The 16,307-nt window shown below is 46.7% G+C and carries 12 protein-coding genes and 4 tRNA genes; 7 read left to right on the top strand and 9 right to left on the bottom strand.

From position 1 onward, the window contains the following. Nucleotides 1-561: 561 nt before the first annotated feature. The 9 genes from FCL45_RS16355 to FCL45_RS16315 form a co-directional block, all read right to left on the bottom strand. Nucleotides 562-2,988 (bottom strand): DUF3987 domain-containing protein, encoded by a 2,427-nt coding sequence (locus tag FCL45_RS16355; protein WP_136799693.1) that lies wholly within the window; start codon nucleotides 2,986-2,988, stop codon nucleotides 562-564. Then, the gene (locus tag FCL45_RS16350) at nucleotides 2,981-3,208 is read right to left on the bottom strand and encodes a hypothetical protein (protein WP_136799694.1); all 228 of its coding nucleotides are present in this window, start codon (nucleotides 3,206-3,208) and stop codon (nucleotides 2,981-2,983) included. The genes FCL45_RS16355 and FCL45_RS16350 overlap by 8 nt, the downstream gene beginning before the upstream one ends. An 86-nt stretch (nucleotides 3,209-3,294) precedes the next feature. After that, nucleotides 3,295-3,480: a helix-turn-helix transcriptional regulator gene (locus tag FCL45_RS16345; RefSeq protein ID WP_136799695.1), complete on the bottom strand. Its 186-nt coding sequence runs from the start codon at nucleotides 3,478-3,480 to the stop codon at nucleotides 3,295-3,297. A 128-nt stretch (nucleotides 3,481-3,608) separates the two neighbouring features. After that, the gene (locus FCL45_RS16340) at nucleotides 3,609-4,505 is read right to left on the bottom strand and encodes a hypothetical protein (RefSeq protein WP_136799696.1); all 897 of its coding nucleotides are present in this window, start codon (nucleotides 4,503-4,505) and stop codon (nucleotides 3,609-3,611) included. Between the two features lie 127 nt (nucleotides 4,506-4,632). Beyond that, a complete protein-coding gene (locus tag FCL45_RS16335) occupies nucleotides 4,633-5,868 on the bottom strand; it encodes a tyrosine-type recombinase/integrase (RefSeq protein WP_136799697.1) in 1,236 nt (411 codons plus the stop codon). A 201-nt stretch (nucleotides 5,869-6,069) separates the two neighbouring features. After that, nucleotides 6,070-6,157: transfer RNA gene (locus tag FCL45_RS16330), tRNA-Leu, on the bottom strand. 169 nt (nucleotides 6,158-6,326) lie between these two features. Then, the gene (locus tag FCL45_RS16325) at nucleotides 6,327-7,526 is read right to left on the bottom strand and encodes a pyridoxine 5'-phosphate synthase (RefSeq protein ID WP_136799698.1); all 1,200 of its coding nucleotides are present in this window, start codon (nucleotides 7,524-7,526) and stop codon (nucleotides 6,327-6,329) included. 104 nt (nucleotides 7,527-7,630) lie between these two features. Continuing rightward, nucleotides 7,631-8,593, bottom strand: a complete 963-nt coding sequence (locus FCL45_RS16320; protein WP_136799699.1) for a PhoH family protein — start codon at nucleotides 8,591-8,593, stop codon at nucleotides 7,631-7,633. 24 nt (nucleotides 8,594-8,617) lie between these two features. Then, nucleotides 8,618-9,478, bottom strand: a complete 861-nt coding sequence (locus tag FCL45_RS16315; protein ID WP_136799700.1) for a thioredoxin domain-containing protein — start codon at nucleotides 9,476-9,478, stop codon at nucleotides 8,618-8,620. A gap of 369 nt (nucleotides 9,479-9,847) precedes the next feature. Here FCL45_RS16315 and FCL45_RS16310 point away from each other — a divergent pair. The 7 genes from FCL45_RS16310 to FCL45_RS16280 all read left to right on the top strand — a co-directional run bounded on the left by FCL45_RS16310 (nucleotide 9,848) and on the right by FCL45_RS16280 (nucleotide 16,146). Next, nucleotides 9,848-9,932: transfer RNA gene (locus tag FCL45_RS16310), tRNA-Leu, on the top strand. Nucleotides 9,933-10,095: 163 nt separating this feature from the next. Beyond that, nucleotides 10,096-11,421: a trigger factor gene (gene tig / locus FCL45_RS16305; RefSeq protein ID WP_136799701.1), complete on the top strand. Its 1,326-nt coding sequence runs from the start codon at nucleotides 10,096-10,098 to the stop codon at nucleotides 11,419-11,421. Nucleotides 11,422-11,584: 163 nt separating this feature from the next. Further along, nucleotides 11,585-12,187 (top strand): ATP-dependent Clp endopeptidase proteolytic subunit ClpP, encoded by a 603-nt coding sequence (gene clpP / locus FCL45_RS16300; protein WP_136799702.1) that lies wholly within the window; start codon nucleotides 11,585-11,587, stop codon nucleotides 12,185-12,187. Nucleotide 12,188: 1 nt separating this feature from the next. Continuing rightward, on the top strand, nucleotides 12,189-13,457 hold the full coding sequence (gene clpX / locus FCL45_RS16295) for an ATP-dependent Clp protease ATP-binding subunit ClpX (RefSeq protein ID WP_136799703.1): 1,269 nt from the start codon (nucleotides 12,189-12,191) through the stop codon (nucleotides 13,455-13,457). A 73-nt stretch (nucleotides 13,458-13,530) separates the two neighbouring features. Then, on the top strand, nucleotides 13,531-15,903 hold the full coding sequence (lon, locus tag FCL45_RS16290; protein ID WP_136799705.1) for an endopeptidase La: 2,373 nt from the start codon (nucleotides 13,531-13,533) through the stop codon (nucleotides 15,901-15,903). 59 nt (nucleotides 15,904-15,962) lie between these two features. Next, nucleotides 15,963-16,038: transfer RNA gene (locus FCL45_RS16285), tRNA-Val, on the top strand. 31 nt (nucleotides 16,039-16,069) lie between these two features. Beyond that, a tRNA-Asp gene (locus FCL45_RS16280) sits at nucleotides 16,070-16,146 on the top strand. Nucleotides 16,147-16,307: the final 161 nt, after the last annotated feature.

The raw sequence follows: 16,307 nt of genomic DNA, 5'->3' as shown, positions 1-16,307 counted from the left end.
AATTTGACATTGACTTAATTTGATGTGTCTACTGTTTATACGTATACAAACTGTAAATCTTAGGATTTCGCTTATCGACCTACAGACAAACCAAGTCGGAATTATCCCAGGTGACTGTAGAAGTTTAGAATTATTCTTAATAACTAACCTTGTCAAAAATGTTTCGCCATCAGATTCCATCCTCTTTTGTTCAGCGTAGGATCAACGTGATTTAACCATACGGTTTTGGGTGCGTTGATCTCCAGTAATGTCTCCGCAATTGACTGACCACCAGCCCACCACTTATATTTGGGATGACAGTCTGCTGGTATGCGAAGGTCAGGTCCATGAGTGCTGTTGAAAACAAAAGGTTTAAGAACATTTTTTTCAGGCGATCTAGCCGAAGTCTCAGTCTTTGTGATACCTTCAACACCACTTCTACTCGTGGACAATATTTTATGATTTAACCGTTTATCGCTTTCTTCTAACCTCGACATCCAATTCATAAAAACCCTCATATGCTCTAAAAGTGAACCGACAAAACCGACAATATTAGTTTCGTCGGTTTTGTCGGTTAATTATTCACACACTGTCCCATATTTTCGGATTTATATGGTAAGCCAGTGATTTTGGTCGACCTGCACCATACTGAGGTATATCCACTGGTCTTAACCATCCTGCACTCACGAGCATCTCTAAAGCCTCTTTAACTAAGATTGGGTCGCTAAGCATGGTCCAACCTTTGCGTTGAATATCGCGAATTGTAAATCCGTTTTTCAGTTTCCCTTGCTGTAGCTTTTTGGCGAGGGCTCCAAGACTCGTTTGCGCAGGATCAAGAGCGAGAGAATATATGCGCCTTGCATGCGTTTCCAAATAATCACACCAGCAAGCAGCCATGATCGCAGCATGTTCAGAGACTGGTTGTAATGTTCTGCCACTATCAATCATATCCAATAGGTGGAATATAAGCGCCAAAGAAGGCATTAAAGAACGGTATTTGGTTAGGTGTTCTACTAAAATTGGATGTGTAGTGTCGTCCAATAGCTTATTTGTCTGTAAATCCGTAAGCCACTCGATGAACACAATCTGGGCATCTTCTGAGAATCGTAGGTATTGCCTATCCTCAAATGGGTAATTATCAAGGGCCTCGATGAGTTCATATGCTCTGTTCTTGGCTTGCGAACTAGGGTACTGGTCGGTATATTTCCACTCGCCTTGGTCTGGAAACACAGAGAGTTGCAACCTCTGTACAAATCCGTCATTCTCCCCACCATGTATGGCTGCGTGTAAATAACTTTTGATCTTATCCGGCTGGACTCCGCCGAGTAGCGACAAACAAAGTTTTTCGGTACGTATAGTACCCCGACCAATTCGGTCATCAATAAAACTGCCATCCCCATTGAATGACTCGAGGTAAAAGGCCCTGTCCGTCTCATTACCAGCCTTATCCAGCCTCTTGAACAACCCCATGAGTTCGTCACGGAAGACAAGCAATCCTGAAGGGTTACGGCTCAGTAAGTCGTTTAGTTTTTCAATGGTTGCGTCATTGGTTTTGTATCTTCTTTCCTGTGGCGGCTCTAAGGATTGCTCAGGTTGCATTTGATTAGCAATTTCTTCGGCCTTGGCTTCATCTTTTTTCTTAACCGCCTGCCGAATCTGACTTTTAATCTCCCTGACTTGCTCTTCTTTTACATACATTTTTGCGAGAGATTCAAGTTTTGCCTGTTTATGCTCCTCAGCTGCTATTATTTCGAGCTTTGAAAGTGTTTTTTTCAATATCTCGTTTAGGGTAGGGCTCTTCATTGCCGATGGAGGTCCGATCACTGCCCCCCATAGGTTAGGGGTAACAGCCCAATCGTCCTTTTGTTTTGGCTTGATCCTACAACGTGTGCCAATAAGAGAACCACAGACAACGATCAAGGCGACTGCTACATAGTCTACAGGAGCTTGCATTCTATACGCTATATCCTCGACCCACTCACGGAAGGGGGCAGGGATCATTTCGCTTGTTAGTGGTGCAACTGGTTGCAGTTCTGCCTTAATTTCTTCAGGATCTGGCCATTCATTTTGATTGTCATTGAGTGCCAGTGACAACTGTTCGCGAACAGCGCTCAAACCATTTTTGACGTGTAGGTCGTTGAAGTCAGCGCCCTCGCCAAGATGGTTAGGCGGGAAAATTACTTTTCCGCCCACGAGAGTGGCTGCATCCGTAGCAGACTTGGCACCATTACCAAGATCACCGCAAATGACTATTTCAACACTCTCATATTGTTCCTTCAAGGCCTTCGCTACAGGTAAAAAATTCGTACAACTCCCAACACTGATCGTTGGCATGCAGGTTGCCTCTTTGATTGACAGGCAGGTAGCTATGCCTTCTGCTATGAAAATACGCTTAGGTGACTCTGGTAAGTCCTCTGGTGTAAAGAAATGGCCTTGCTTCCGGCCACCTGCAAGGGCTGCCTTACGTCCATCAGGATCGATCATTTCGAGTGTCCAGAAGTGATACGTAGAATCAAAGAATGGTGCCAAGAGTATACGCCCCTGTAGAGGTTCCTTCCCCTGTTTTGGGATGTAGCCTATGGTTGCTTCAACCTCTTCGATGGATAACTCGCACAAATACGGTACAGCTTTTACTCCTTTGCGTGATAAATAGGGGTGATCTTGGCGCGCTAGGATAGAACGTTCACCTAGCCTACGACCTGTTTTTTTAGCCAGTTCCCACTTTCGCTTGTTTTCTGCTTCACGTTTCAGCCTATTCTCCTGATGCTCCTCTTGCGAAAAAGGTGTCTGATCTGCTTTTGAGTACCATAAACCTTGCCTCGCTAGAGCTGATATAACCGCCTCAGAAGAGCAACCAGCACGACAAATAACAATTGGCTTACCTGTATCCCCATCTTTTATATCCAAAGATGGATTATGGTCGTCGTGAGCCGGGCAGATGCAACGCCATTCCCCACCAGGCATTAAACGTCCATCCAGAGCTAACCCTATCTGTTCTGCACTAATCATTTTGAGAGCCCTCCTGTTTTTCCCCTGGAAGTTGAATGTATTCAGCTTCAGGATTTGCACTTTGCGACTCGATCACTCTGGCTTCTTGTGACATGACCCACTGTCCAGCCTGTAGGGGCTTAACGGCGAGTTTTAGCAGACGATTTAATAGGGAGTTTCCCTGGTTGTGGACTTCAAAGAGTATGTATTGGCTTGAGTTATCTGAAATCATTGTATTCATCACAAATCCTCGTTTATTCAGGAATGGTGGGCAGAGAGGGTGATCTGCTAAATTGGGTGTGACCACCCTCCCTTCAAGTTGGGTAATTAAGGATTCCTCCGTGGAAGCTTGTCGACCCACTCTTGAACATCAGAGGCACGCCACGCGACAGCTTTAGCGCCTAGCCTTACAGGTGGTGGGAAAAAGCCCTTTTTGACCCATGCGTAGATTGCAGATTTCTTGAGGCCGGTGATTGACTCTACTTCTGGTAGTCTGAGAAGTTTGGTTTTCATGATTTCTCCCATAAAGGTGTTTTAGGATGGTCGCGACCTTTGGTGGAAGAGTTTAGATAGTGCAGGGGGGAATTGCATTGCAATTGCAACGAAATCCGTTGCAATTGCAATGGGGCAGGGGGGGATGGTTATGGTTGGAGTTCTGAATTAATGGATTTTTTGGCTTGGGAGAAAATTCCGGCAGTGGTCCTTTCACCGATTCCGTAGGCGCCGCCGAATTTTTCACTTATAAAACTGCGCAACTCAGTGTCAGTTGAGAATGAGTTACCCTTGAAGTCCCCAACGATAATTTCCAGAAGAGCGCCAATTACGTTGAGGCAACTTCTTTGTGTGTAATTTTGACCTGTTGGGGGAGGTGAGGATTTCATTTGGTTAGGGATGAAACCGTCTTTAACAGCTTTATCCCACCATGGGACTAATTTGGTTATTTCCTTAGACTTGATCCATGACAAATAGTAGTGAGGCTCGTATTTTGCGTCGAGTTCAATGCCTGGATTTTCATGTGAATTTTTACGACTCATCCACAGATTGCAGAGTCGATCTAACCGTAATTCTGCATGATAATACCAGCTTCTCATGTCGTAATACTGGAGGCAGCTGTCAAATTTTCCATTAAAAGCGGTATTCTCAGATTGATTTTCTAATAATTGAGCAAGTTGCTGTTGTTCATCTTCAGAAAATTTTTCCAAACATCTCTCCGCCTTAGCTTCCGCTTCAGATAGGTCTGAACCATAATAGTCACCCCACTTTGCTTCAGGGGCGCATATCAGTATGTCGGCATTTTCAATTTTTAGCTGTTCTGTCGTCTCGAAAAAATTCCAAGAAATTTCTGCTCCGTTGGGGTCTATGCCGGCTAAAAGCAGCAAGGCCTGTTCTACTGTCCAGGTGTCATGGTTAAACCAGTCGCTAGGAGGGAAAAAATCTTCACTGCGCGCTTCACTTTTTATGCACTCTGAAAGCCAGGCTGATGCGAGGCCAAACTGACCACTTAAGCGATTCGTTAAAAACTTTAAATCTTCGTCCATTTTGCTTCCCTCCTGATAATATCCCTGTAAAGATTAATTGGGCAGAGCGCTAGAGGAGTGTCTTTTGGAAACTACCCTAGCTGGGGTCAAGTTGGTTTCTGATCTGTTTTTTACGCTAATATTATCTCTATCTCCTTCTTACCCTGTGAAAGTCGATGATCTCAGAAGTGTTCTCTAGGGTTTGAAGTTTCTCCCCCCACCAGTCTAAAAGACTCCTTCGTTGTTCTAAATATTCAGCTCGATTATAGGCTCTCTTGATTTTGTTTTTTTCTTCGTGTGCTAATGCTTTTTCGATCACTTCAGGAGGGAATTCGCCGCTTTCATATGCCATCGTAGAAAAAGAAGCTCTAAATCCGTGGGGGGTTGCCCTACCTTTATACCCCATGTCACGCAAAGCTTTTCCCATGGTGTTGTCCGACATTGGCTTTTCAAGGTGCCTGGGAGCTGGGAAAACAAATCCATCGGTTCCAAAAAGCTTCCCGGATCGCTCAAGCACAGAGAGGGCCTGCTTTGATAAGGGGACAATGTGCTCACGCTTCATTTTCATGCGTTCAGCGGGGATGTACCACTCCTTCAAATCCAAGTTGAACTCTTCCCATCTCGCTTGCCTGACTTCACCAGGGCGGCAAGCAGTAAGCGCTGTAAAATGCAGGGCAAGGCGTGTAGCAACAAATAGCTTTTGGTTGTTGGTAATGTCTCGCAAAAGTTGTGCTAATTCGCGATCAAGGAGGGAAGGCGTATGGGTAACGGTTCTGGACTTCAGAACGCCCTTCATGTCGGCTGCTGGGTTGTAAGTCGCCTTCCCTGTCTGTACAGCGTAGCGGAAAACGGAGTTCATCCTTTGCAGGACCTTTTTTGCGATCTCGAGAGAACCTCGACTCTCAATTCGTCGTATGATTTTTAATACTTCCGGCGGGGTGATGGTTTCAATGGGTTGACCACCAATGTAGGGGAAAACATTAGCTTTGAGTGAAGATAAAACCGCCAGGGAGTGATTCTCACTCCACCGACCTTTTTGAGTTTCAATCCATTCACGTGCTAAGATTTCAAATTTGCCAAGACGCCTTTGCTTTTCTTGATGTTGAAGGGCGATTTTTTGAAGTTTTTTCTCCCTTCGTGCTGCGGCGGGGTTGACACCTTCTTGGACCAGCTTCTTAGCTTCATCCCGTGCCTGACGAGCCGCTTGAAGGCTTATCTCTGGATAATGACCAATTATGTAGTTACCGTTTTTGCCCAGTATTTTGTACCGGTATAACCAACGCTTACTTCCGCTAATGGTGATTTCAAAAAAGAGCCCTTTGCCATCAGCCAGGCGACATTGGCCCTTTGCGTGTTTTATTTGCAGAACTGTAAGCTTGGACATTCCTTGGCTCCAAAAAGGGTATATTTTTCGAGGTTGGTTTGAATGCCTGGTAAACGTATACCCTATTGTATACCCCTTTTTCGACGGAATGACACGGAAAAGAATGGAAGGTAGTGGACGAAAAAGAATGAAAAAAAGCCCCTAAGTAATTGATACTTAGGGGCTTACTAGGACTTTGATGGAAGTCCTTGAACCAACTGCTGGTGCCTAGGGCGAGAATCGAACTCGCACGGGCGCAAGGCCCACGAGATTTTAAGTCTCGGGTGTCTACCAGTTCCACCACCCAGGCAAGGTCGTTTCTAATAACATAATTTTTGGAAGCTTGTCAATCGCAATCGCGCTATTAGTAACGTTTTACCAAATATTGACCGACGCTGATGCTGTTGTCAATAAGTTGAACTGAAAGAGTGTCTGAAGCATCTCGTTGAGCTTACGATTCAATAACTTGAAAATAGTTCCTACAATGAGTTTTTGGCTTGCTGAATAATGGCAAGCATTTCCCGAACGGCCTGATCAATGCCAACATAGGCTGCGCGGCTAATAATCGAGTGACCGATGGAAAGTTCCTCGATGGTATCCAGTTCGGCAATCCTTGCCGTGTTACGGTAATCCAGCCCGTGACCTGCATTGACTCGCAAACCTAACTGGTAGGCTTCATTGGCGGAATCTGCAATGAGTTGGAACTCCTGCTCCTGTTCAGCTTCGGTCTCGGCATCGCAATATCTGCCGGTATGTATCTCCACGAAGGTCGCACCAATTTCATGACTGGTACGGATCTGTTCAAGGTCGGGGTCGACGAAAAGAGAGACGGGTATTCCTGCCTGGCCAAGCTTCTCTATTGCTTTAGCAATTTTCTTTTTCTGACCTATTACATCAAGACCACCCTCGGTAGTCAGTTCCTGACGTTTTTCCGGTACCAGAGTGACAAGATCAGGAATTACTTCCAGGGCGATACCGATCATCTCTTTAGTGGCGCCCATTTCAAGGTTCATCTTGGTTTTAATGGTTTTGCGAAGAATATGTACATCGCGATCCTGGATGTGGCGACGATCTTCGCGCAGGTGGATAACGATACCTTCAGCGCCGGCGAGCTCACACATTGCGGCGGCTGTTACCGGGTCTGGTTCGGTGGTTCCCCGTGCCTGGCGAATTGTTGCAATGTGATCGACGTTAATTGCAAGATGCGTCATTTGATTTCTCCTGTAGTGTTCAAATCGGGAAAGTAACTCCTGCTCTTTATCATACATCTCAAGAGCTTCCTGCTCGCTTCGTTCATGATCCATACCCAGCAGGTGAAGCAATCCGTGAACGATAAGCCAGTTCAGGCGGAAAGGAAAAGGCTGGTCTAGTTCATGAGCTTCACGAAGGGCAGTGTCGAGGGAGATAATGATATCTCCCAGCTCATCAATGGGCAATTCTGAGAAGGGAGATTCCTCGGTGGCTTCGAATAAAGGAAAAGAGAGAACGTTGGTAGGTCCTTCTTTACCACGATACTGATTGTTGAATCTGCTCATTTCTTCATCGTCTATGAGCAGTATGGAAACGGAATGTCCGTTGACCTCCAATTGGTTCATGAACCATTGAGTCCTGCGTTTCAGTTTCTCAATATTAACAGGGAACGATGGCAGTGTGTACTGGGTAGAGATATCTACGGGCATGATAGGATGTCGGGATTATATGATGAATTCTGAAATTAAAAAGGGAAGAGAGCCTCAAGTACGGTTCTCATCCCTTCAATCTTACCGGAATAAGGAAAGATAAATCAATCTTCATCCGTTTCGTAGGCTTGAATTATTTTCTGCACCAGCGGGTGACGGACCACGTCGGCCTTAGAGAAAGTGCAAAACCTGATCCCTTCAATGTTTTTGAGAAGTTTTTTCGCTTCCACCAGGCCAGAGTGCTGTTTGACCGGCAGGTCAACCTGGGTAATGTCACCGGTAATAACAGCGCAGGAATCAAAACCTACCCTGGTAAGAAACATTTTCATCTGTTCACGGGTCGTGTTCTGGGCTTCATCTAGAATAATAAAAGCATTACTTAGGGTTCGGCCGCGCATGAAAGCCAGAGGTGCTATCTCGATAACACCTCGCTCAACGAGGTCCTGGCACTTTTCTGCACCGACCATATCGTTGAGCGCGTCATGAAGCGGACGCAGATACGGGTTGACTTTCTGTGCCAGGTCGCCAGGCAGAAATCCTAGCTTTTCACCAGCTTCCACTGCCGGTCTGGTGAGAATGATCGAGCGTACCTGGCCGGTGACGAGAGCTGAGGCAGCCATGGCTACAGCCAGGTAGGTCTTCCCGGTACCGGCGGGGCCAATGCCGAAGACAATGTCATTATCCCGAATGGCATCTATGTAGATCTTTTGGTTTTTTGTTTTAGGAGAAATCACCCGATTCTGGGTGGTGACATACACCTTGTCTAAAAATATCTTATCGAGCCTGGCCTTCGGAGTGGATTCCAGAATACGCAGACCGAAAGCGAAATCTGAGCTGTAGACAGGATACCCTTTGCCTATCAGTTCATAGAGCTGAGAAAGCAGTTCCGATGCTATTTCCACATCGTGCTGGAAGCCACTGATGTTCAGGTTATTGCCACGGGCGCTGATTTTCACGCCGGAACTGTTCTCAATGATATGGAGATTCCTGTTGAGATCTCCAAAGAGGTTCATGGCTATCTGATTGTCGTCAAACTCCAGAACCTGGCTAAATTGTTGTTTACTCATCAAGTTACTGTTTATGTAAGCTTGCTATTTGGCGACAAGCTCTTCGTTGATCATGTTCTGGAAAGCCTGCACCGATCTGTCGGAAACTCTACGTCCATTGATAAATACGGTTGGTGTTCCTGTTACCTCGGCACGTTTGGCGTCACTGAGGTCTTTTTGAATTTTCTGGCGAACCTGGCCAGAGTTCATATCTTTTTCGAACTTCTCCATGTCGAGACCAAGGCCACCGGCGATATCGGTAATGAGCTGATTAGAGAGTTTCGGTGCGGCAAACAGTTTGTCGTGAAACTCCCAGAATTTACCCTGCAGATCAGCCGCCATAACAGCGCGGTGTGCTGGCTCAGCCATTTTGTGGAAGCTGAGTGGCATGTTCTTAAAAACAAGCTTAATATTGTCTTTGTTGGCCTCAAAAACTTTGTTCAATACAGGTTCGAGCTTCTTGCAGTATGGGCATTCAAAGTCTGTGAAGATGACCATGGTAACTGGCGCATCGGCATTACCCTTAAACGGGGAATCTGTAATGTCAATTTCCTGAACAAAGTTTAAGCTCACTCTGGTGAATGTGTTGGCGGAGGTGTCCACAAGGTAGAGCCAGTCGCCGGTTGCGGAAATGTCAATGCCTGTCACTCCCTCTCCGGCCGGGATGGTACCTAGCTCATCGCCTTTGTAGTCGTAAATCACCACATTATGTTTATCATCCAGCACGTACGTTAGCTTTCCGTCAAGTGACTGGGCGAAATCAAGCGGTTTACCTGCTAACTGAACATTCTCAACCACTTTCCACTCAAGCTTGTTGCTTTTTCCGGTGTTCTGAATAGCGTTTGCTGTGAGTGGCAGGGAAAGGAGAAGGGCGGTACAGGCCAGTAGGGAAGTTTTGCGCAACATAAGCACCTCTATAATATTATGGTGATGATCTAATGAAATGTCCTGAAGAACTGACTTATGCCAATGTTAAGCGTTTTTACAAATAAATCAAACACACTGTGTGAAAATCGCCTATTCAAACATGTAATCGTTACCTCAACTTGAAAAAACTCTGGAAACTGATCGCACGAAATGGTATTTATAGCATCTTTTTCGCACTTGGGCTCGTTAAGACTGCTTTAGAGTCTTGACTGGGGCTGTGATGTGAATTACAAGAACTTGGTTAAAGTTAATTAATTTCCTCTTATCTCTTCAGGAGATTTATTGTTTGGGGGAAAGTGGTTAGAAATATATGTTCGTGCCGAAATTGTTGGAGTACGATCAGGACTTGCGAGGGTGGCGGAATTGGTAGACGCACCAGACTTAGGATCTGGCGCCTTACGGTGTGGGGGTTCGACTCCCCCCTCTCGCACCACTGATCTGACACGATGAACGTTCTACATTTCACCCCGGCACAACAAAAATCCAGACAGTCATAGAATCAACGTGCGGCGTAGTTCAACTCCGGTGAAATGATCGGGCGCGTACGCATGCTGTGGCTGATGGACTATAGGGAACTCAAAAAAAGGAAAACTCAGATGGAAGTAAACATTGAAAGTGTCGGTACTCTGACCAAAAAAGTAACAGTAACTATCCCGGAGAGCGACGTTCAGCCGAGACTGAACGCGGAGTATGACAAGCTGAAAAAAGATTCCAAGATGAAGGGTTTCAGACGCGGCAAGGTACCTCGCTCCATCGTCATCAAGAATTACAAACCACAGGTTGAAGGTGAGATTGGCGAAAAGCTTGTTCAGGAAACCTACTTCGATGTGATTGAAAAAGAGAATGTCGACGCTGTTACCCATCCTGAGATCACCAGTGTAAATTACAACGAAGACGGTTCTTTCACCTATTCCGCCAACGTCGATGTCCGCCCTGAGTTTGAGCTTGGTGAGTACAAAGGTCTCGAGATTGAGAAGCCTGAAGCTCTCGTAACAGATGAAGAAGTGCAGCTTGAACTCGAATCTCTGCAGAAAGAGATGGCTGTTCTGCGTTCTGTTGAAGATCGTGCGATCGAAAAAGGTGATGTTGTTGTGGTAGACTTCCAGGGCTACCATGACGGCGAAGCCATGAAGCAGGTTAAAAACGAAGACTACTCTGTCGATGTCGGTTCAGGCCGGATGGGAGAAGAATTCGAGGCCAAGCTAATCGGCATGAAGAAGGGTGAAGAGGCGACCCACGAGGTGGATTTCCCCGAGTCTCATCCAAACCCGGTTCTCAAAGGCAAGACCGTTGAGTTCAAGATCAACGTTAAAGATGTGAAAGAACGTGTCCTCGCAGAGCTCAACGATGAGTTCGCTAAAGATGTAAGCGAGAACTTTGAGACACTGGATGCACTGAAGGCTTCAATCAGCGAGCGCAAAATTAAAGAGCGTGAAGAAGCAAACGATGGTGTAGTAACCGACAGAATCATGCAAAAACTGCTCGAAAGCCATGACTTCGAGGTACCGAACAGATTGGTTGCTTTCGAGATTGAGCAGATGATCAAGCAGACTGAGCAGCAGCTTGAGCAGGCTGGGGTAAGTCTTGAGGCAGCAGGTCTCTCCAAGGAGAAACTGGCTGAGCAGAATTCAGAGGTTGCCACCAAGCGTGTTCGTGGCGATTTCATTCTCAAGAAAATTGGTGAGACCGAGTCTATCAAAGTTGAAGATGAAGATCTCGAGCGCGGTTTCCAGCGTATCGGTGATCAGTACAACATGCCGGTTGCAAAGGTTAAGGAATTTTTCCAGAGCCGTGACGATCTTCTCCCATTCATGAATGAACTGCTGAACGAAAAGATTCTTCATTTCCTCCGCGACAACGCAGAAATGGTTGCAGAAAAGCCAGTTCCAGCTGAATCAGAGGGCGAGGAAAAGGCTGAATAAGCTAAAGAATGTTAACAGCCTCCTGGCATTATGTCGGGAATGGATATATATTTGATCTGCATAGTGAACTTATAAGTATCACCGTCGGATCTTATAAATAATCATAGACGACTGCAACCGGCGTGTGCCCGTTGCAGTCGTCCCATTTTAGGAGTGTGACGATATGAATCTAGTCCCTATGGTAGTTGAGCAGAGTCCTCGAGGAGAACGAGCATATGACATCTACTCCCGTCTGCTGAAAGAACGCATCGTCTTTCTTGGTTCAGCAGTCAATGACGACGTGGCCAATGTTATTATTGCTCAGCTACTGTTCTTGGAGGCTGAGGATCCCGAGAAAGATGTAACTTTTTATATCAATTCTCCCGGTGGTTCCGTAACTTCAGGCATGGCGATTTATGACACCATGCAATATGTTAAATGTGACATCGCAACCCTCTGTCTTGGCCAGGCGGCCTCGATGGGTGCCTTGCTACTTGCTGCCGGTGCTGCTGGCAAGCGTTACTCGCTTCCCAATTCACGCATTATGATTCACCAGCCGATGGGTGGTTTTCAGGGGCAGGCTACTGATATTGATATTCACGCCAGGGAAATTCTCCGGATGCGTGAAGATTTGAATAAGATTCTTGCCCACCATACCGGACATGATGTCGAGAAAATTTCTCTCGATACAGAGCGGGATAACTTTATGAGTGCCGTGGAAGCTAGGGAGTATGGTATAATTGATAAAGTTATCGTAAATCGTGATGTTTTAGATAAGGAAGAATAATATGGCCGATATTGACAATAACGAGCCTGAATGTAACTGCTCGTTTTGCGGAAAAAGCCAGGAAGAAGTTGAAAAGCTTATAGCTGGTCCGGATGTCTACATCTGTGATGAGTGCATTGAACTGTGCAATGAGATCGTCAATGAAGAGGGTGATGGAGGTGAGGAGCCTGGTGAGGAAGCCATGGCCGCTTCGCTGAAGCCCAAGGAAATTCATGACTATCTCAATGATTATGTGATAGGACAGGATTACGCCAAGAAAGTGCTCTCCGTCGCTGTGCACAACCACTATAAGCGCATTGACGCTCCAGTAACTGACGATTCCGTCGAACTTCAAAAATCCAACATCATCCTGATTGGCCCGACCGGGTCCGGCAAGACCCTGGTAGCCCAGACTCTCGCCAAGATTCTTAACGTTCCTTTCTGCATGGCCGATGCCACTACTTTGACAGAGGCCGGGTATGTTGGGGATGATGTGGAAAATATCCTTGTGAACCTGTTACAGTCTGCAGATTACGATATCGAGCGGGCAGAGCGGGGGATCATTTATATCGATGAGATCGATAAGATTGCCAGGAAGTCCGACAGTCCATCGCTTACCCGTGACGTTTCCGGTGAGGGCGTGCAACAGGCACTGCTGAAGATCATCGAGGGCACCGTTGCTTCGATTCCGCCCAAAGGTGGTCGCAAGCACCCTCAGCAGGAGTTGGTGAAAATTGATACCACCAATATCCTCTTTATTGTTGGTGGTGCGTTTGTTGGCCTCGATATGGTAGTGAAGCGTCGTGAAGGCAGAAAGTCGATCGGCTTCGGTGCCAAGGTCATGTCTGAGAACAAGAAGGACCTGGGCGAATTGCTGGCGTCAGTTCAGCCGGAGGATCTGCTAAAGTTCGGTCTTATTCCTGAGCTGGTAGGGCGTCTGCCTGTTATTGCCACCATGAAAGAACTTCATGAAGAAGATCTGGTGCGTATCCTCCGTGAGCCGAAGAACGCTCTCACCAAACAATACCAGAAGCTTTTCGAGTTCGAAGGTATTCAGCTGAGATTTACAGAAGGGGCGTTGCTGGCGATTGCGCGCAAGGCTCTCGAACGTAAATCAGGGGCACGTGGTTTGCGTTCTGTAATGGAAGAGGCTATGCTGGATGTTATGTACGACTTGCCATCTAAAGAAAACGTTCAGGAATGTGTAATTTCTGAGCAGGTAATCGTTGATGGTGAGTATCCTGTTGTTCTGTATCAGAATGCACCCGAAGATTCGTTGAAAACAGCCTGATTTTACGCCCGGCATCATTTGCCGGGCGCGGCTATGACATAAAGGAGAACAAGTGACTAAGCTCTATCCGCTTATGCCGCTGCGGGATATTGTTATCTTTCCGCACATGGTAGCGCCACTGGTAGTGGGACGAAAAAAATCGATCCTCGCTTTAGAGGATGCGATGGAAAAGCGTACTGAAATTCTGCTTGTTACCCAGAAAGACTCCGCCGTAGATGATCCTGAAGAGGACGGCATTTACGAGTATGGTACGCTCGCCTCAGTTATGCAGTTGCTGCGCTTACCTGACGGTACCATTAAGGCACTGGTCGAGGGGAAAAAGAGAGCTAAAGTTATCTCTTATGTTCCCAATGAGAATTTCCTGCAGGCTGAAGTGCAGGAACTGGCTGACCAGATTGAAAAGACAGGCGAACTCATTGCCTATGAGCGAGAGCTTCGTAAATTTTTCGAAGAGTTTGCCTCTACCAATAAGAAAATCGCCAAAGAGGTGGTGAAATCAGTCAGTACTATCGAGGATCCGGTGAAGATGCTGGATATCATTTCCTCGCATTTACCGTTAAAGGCAAATGAGAAGCAGGAGATTCTCGAATGTGATGATTTAATTACCAGAATAGAGAAGGTTCTTGAGGTAATTCACCGGGAGATCGAGCTCGCCGAGCTGGAAAAGACTATAAACGCCAAGGTAAAGATGCGTATGGGCAAAACCCAGCGAAATTATTACCTGAGCGAGAAGGTTCGTGAGATCCAGACCGAGATGGGCCAGAATGAAGATGGCCTGGATGAGATGGGTGAGCTTGAGGAGCAGATAGGCAAAAAGAAGATGCCGCAGGTTGCCCGGGATAAGGCGCTCAAGGAGCTGAAAAAACTCAAAAATATGCCGCCGATGTCTGCCGAGACAACAGTTGTCCGCAATTACATCGATTGCATTGTGAACCTCCCCTGGCAGAAGAAATCCAAATCTCAGCTCGATATTGCCAAAGCCGAGCGGATTCTCGACGAAGATCATTACGGACTGGAGAAGACCAAGGAGCGAATTCTTGAGTACCTGGCTGTCCAGACCCAGGTAAAAAAGATCAAGGGTCCTATTCTTTGTCTGGTCGGTCCTCCAGGTGTCGGTAAGACCTCAATCAGCCGTTCGATTGCCAGGGCAATGGGCAGAAAATTTGCCCGTCTGTCACTCGGTGGTGTAAGGGATGAGGCAGAGATTCGCGGCCACAGGCGTACCTACATCGGTGCTATGCCGGGTAAGATTATTCAGTCTATGCAGAAAGCGAATGTTGCCAACCCGGTATTTTGTCTCGATGAGGTGGATAAAATGTCCATGGACTTCCGTGGCGATCCATCTTCTGCGCTGCTTGAAGTACTTGATCCAGAGCAGAACACTGCCTTTAACGATCATTATCTCGATATTGATTATGACCTGTCTGAAGTATTTTTTATAACTACCGCTAATAACCTGCACGGTATTCCGGTTCCACTTCAAGACAGGATGGAGATCATCCAGATTCGCGGCTATACCGAGCAGGAGAAGCTGAAGATTGCAGAAGGGTACCTGGTTCCCAAACAGCTTGAGGCAAATGGCTTTGCCATAGGCGATATCATGATGACGGATGGGGCAATTCTCGAAGTCATCAGGCGATATACAAGGGAGGCCGGTGTACGTAATCTTGAGCGAAACATCGCTTCACTATGCAGAAAAATAGCCCGTGATCGACTGAAGAAGAACGAAAAGGACAAGAAGTATCGGGTCAGTGCCCAGTCAGCTGTAAAGTTCCTGGGAACTCCTAAATACAGATATGGCCTGGCTGAAGAGCAGGATGAAATTGGCCTTACCACCGGCCTTGCCTGGACTGAAGTCGGCGGTGAGTTGCTCACCATCGAGGCTACCCTGATGCCTGGTTCCGGCAAGTTGACCATTACCGGTAAGCTTGGCGATGTAATGCAGGAATCAGCACAGGCAGCACTTTCCTACGTCCGCTCACGTGCCGATCTGCTTGGGCTTGAATCAAACTTCTACCAGAAGCTCGATATACACGTTCATGTACCGGAGGGTGCAATTCCCAAAGATGGACCGTCTGCCGGTATTACCATTGCCACTACCTTGGTCTCTGCATTACTCAGGGCACCTGTGCGGCATGAACTTGCAATGACCGGGGAAATTACCCTGCGAGGTCGAATTTTACCCATCGGCGGTTTGACCGAAAAATTACTTGCTGCCAAACGGGGTAATATCACTCATGTTCTGATTCCGAAGGATAATGAGCGTGATCTCGCTGATGTACCGACAAAAATCCGTAAAAGCCTCAACATTACGCTCGTGGAACATATGGATGAGGTACTGGAACATGCAATTGTATTGAAAGAAGGGGAGACTGTTCTAAAGACGCTTACTTCAAATGAGTTAGCGAGTAATGGCGAAGCATTGGAACATAATTCAGCACATTAGAACCTTTTTTGCTTGACGCGTTAGGGGGAAATTGGTAAATACTCCCTCATGCTAACGCAGGGCGGGTAGCTCAGTTGGGAGAGCATCGGCCTTACAAGCCGAGGGTCACAGGTTCAAGCCCTGTTCCGCCCACCAAGATTTTCACCGTGCGTCAAGCGTCACTACTGGGGTCGTAGTTCAGTTGGTTAGAATGCCGGCCTGTCACGCCGGAGGTCGCGAGTTCGAGTCTCGTCGGCCCCGCCAGTACAATTCAAGGGTTACAGTCACTATGGCTGTAACCCTTTTTTTGTTTCTTGTCTTTTATTCTTCTCGTCACATTCAAATAATAGGCAGTCCTGTCAAAATCATTCCGGTCTCTAATTAATTGAGTAAGTTGTCAGAATGTAATCAGGGGTAAAGGTAGC

The organism is Desulfosediminicola ganghwensis, assembly GCF_005116675.2.
Taxonomy (GTDB): domain Bacteria; phylum Desulfobacterota; class Desulfobulbia; order Desulfobulbales; family Desulfocapsaceae; genus Desulfopila; species Desulfopila ganghwensis.
This window is presented reverse-complemented; position numbering and strand designations above follow the sequence as displayed.

Excerpts from the sequence above, each read along its gene's own strand:
- clpP (WP_136799702.1), top strand. The coding sequence starts at position 11,585 with ATGAATCTAGTCCCTATGGTAGTTGAGCAGAGTCCTCGAGGAGAACGA.
- clpX (WP_136799703.1), top strand. The coding sequence starts at position 12,189 with ATGGCCGATATTGACAATAACGAGCCTGAATGTAACTGCTCGTTTTGC.
- FCL45_RS16320 (WP_136799699.1), bottom strand. The coding sequence starts at position 8,593 with ATGAGTAAACAACAATTTAGCCAGGTTCTGGAGTTTGACGACAATCAG.
- FCL45_RS16315 (WP_136799700.1), bottom strand. The coding sequence starts at position 9,478 with ATGTTGCGCAAAACTTCCCTACTGGCCTGTACCGCCCTTCTCCTTTCC.
- FCL45_RS16355 (WP_136799693.1), bottom strand. The coding sequence starts at position 2,988 with ATGATTAGTGCAGAACAGATAGGGTTAGCTCTGGATGGACGTTTAATG.
- FCL45_RS16345 (WP_136799695.1), bottom strand. The coding sequence starts at position 3,480 with ATGAAAACCAAACTTCTCAGACTACCAGAAGTAGAGTCAATCACCGGC.
- tig (WP_136799701.1), top strand. The coding sequence starts at position 10,096 with ATGGAAGTAAACATTGAAAGTGTCGGTACTCTGACCAAAAAAGTAACA.
- FCL45_RS16350 (WP_136799694.1), bottom strand. The coding sequence starts at position 3,208 with ATGAATACAATGATTTCAGATAACTCAAGCCAATACATACTCTTTGAA.
- lon (WP_136799705.1), top strand. The coding sequence starts at position 13,531 with ATGCCGCTGCGGGATATTGTTATCTTTCCGCACATGGTAGCGCCACTG.
- FCL45_RS16325 (WP_136799698.1), bottom strand. The coding sequence starts at position 7,526 with ATGCCCGTAGATATCTCTACCCAGTACACACTGCCATCGTTCCCTGTT.
- FCL45_RS16335 (WP_136799697.1), bottom strand. The coding sequence starts at position 5,868 with ATGTCCAAGCTTACAGTTCTGCAAATAAAACACGCAAAGGGCCAATGT.
- FCL45_RS16340 (WP_136799696.1), bottom strand. The coding sequence starts at position 4,505 with ATGGACGAAGATTTAAAGTTTTTAACGAATCGCTTAAGTGGTCAGTTT.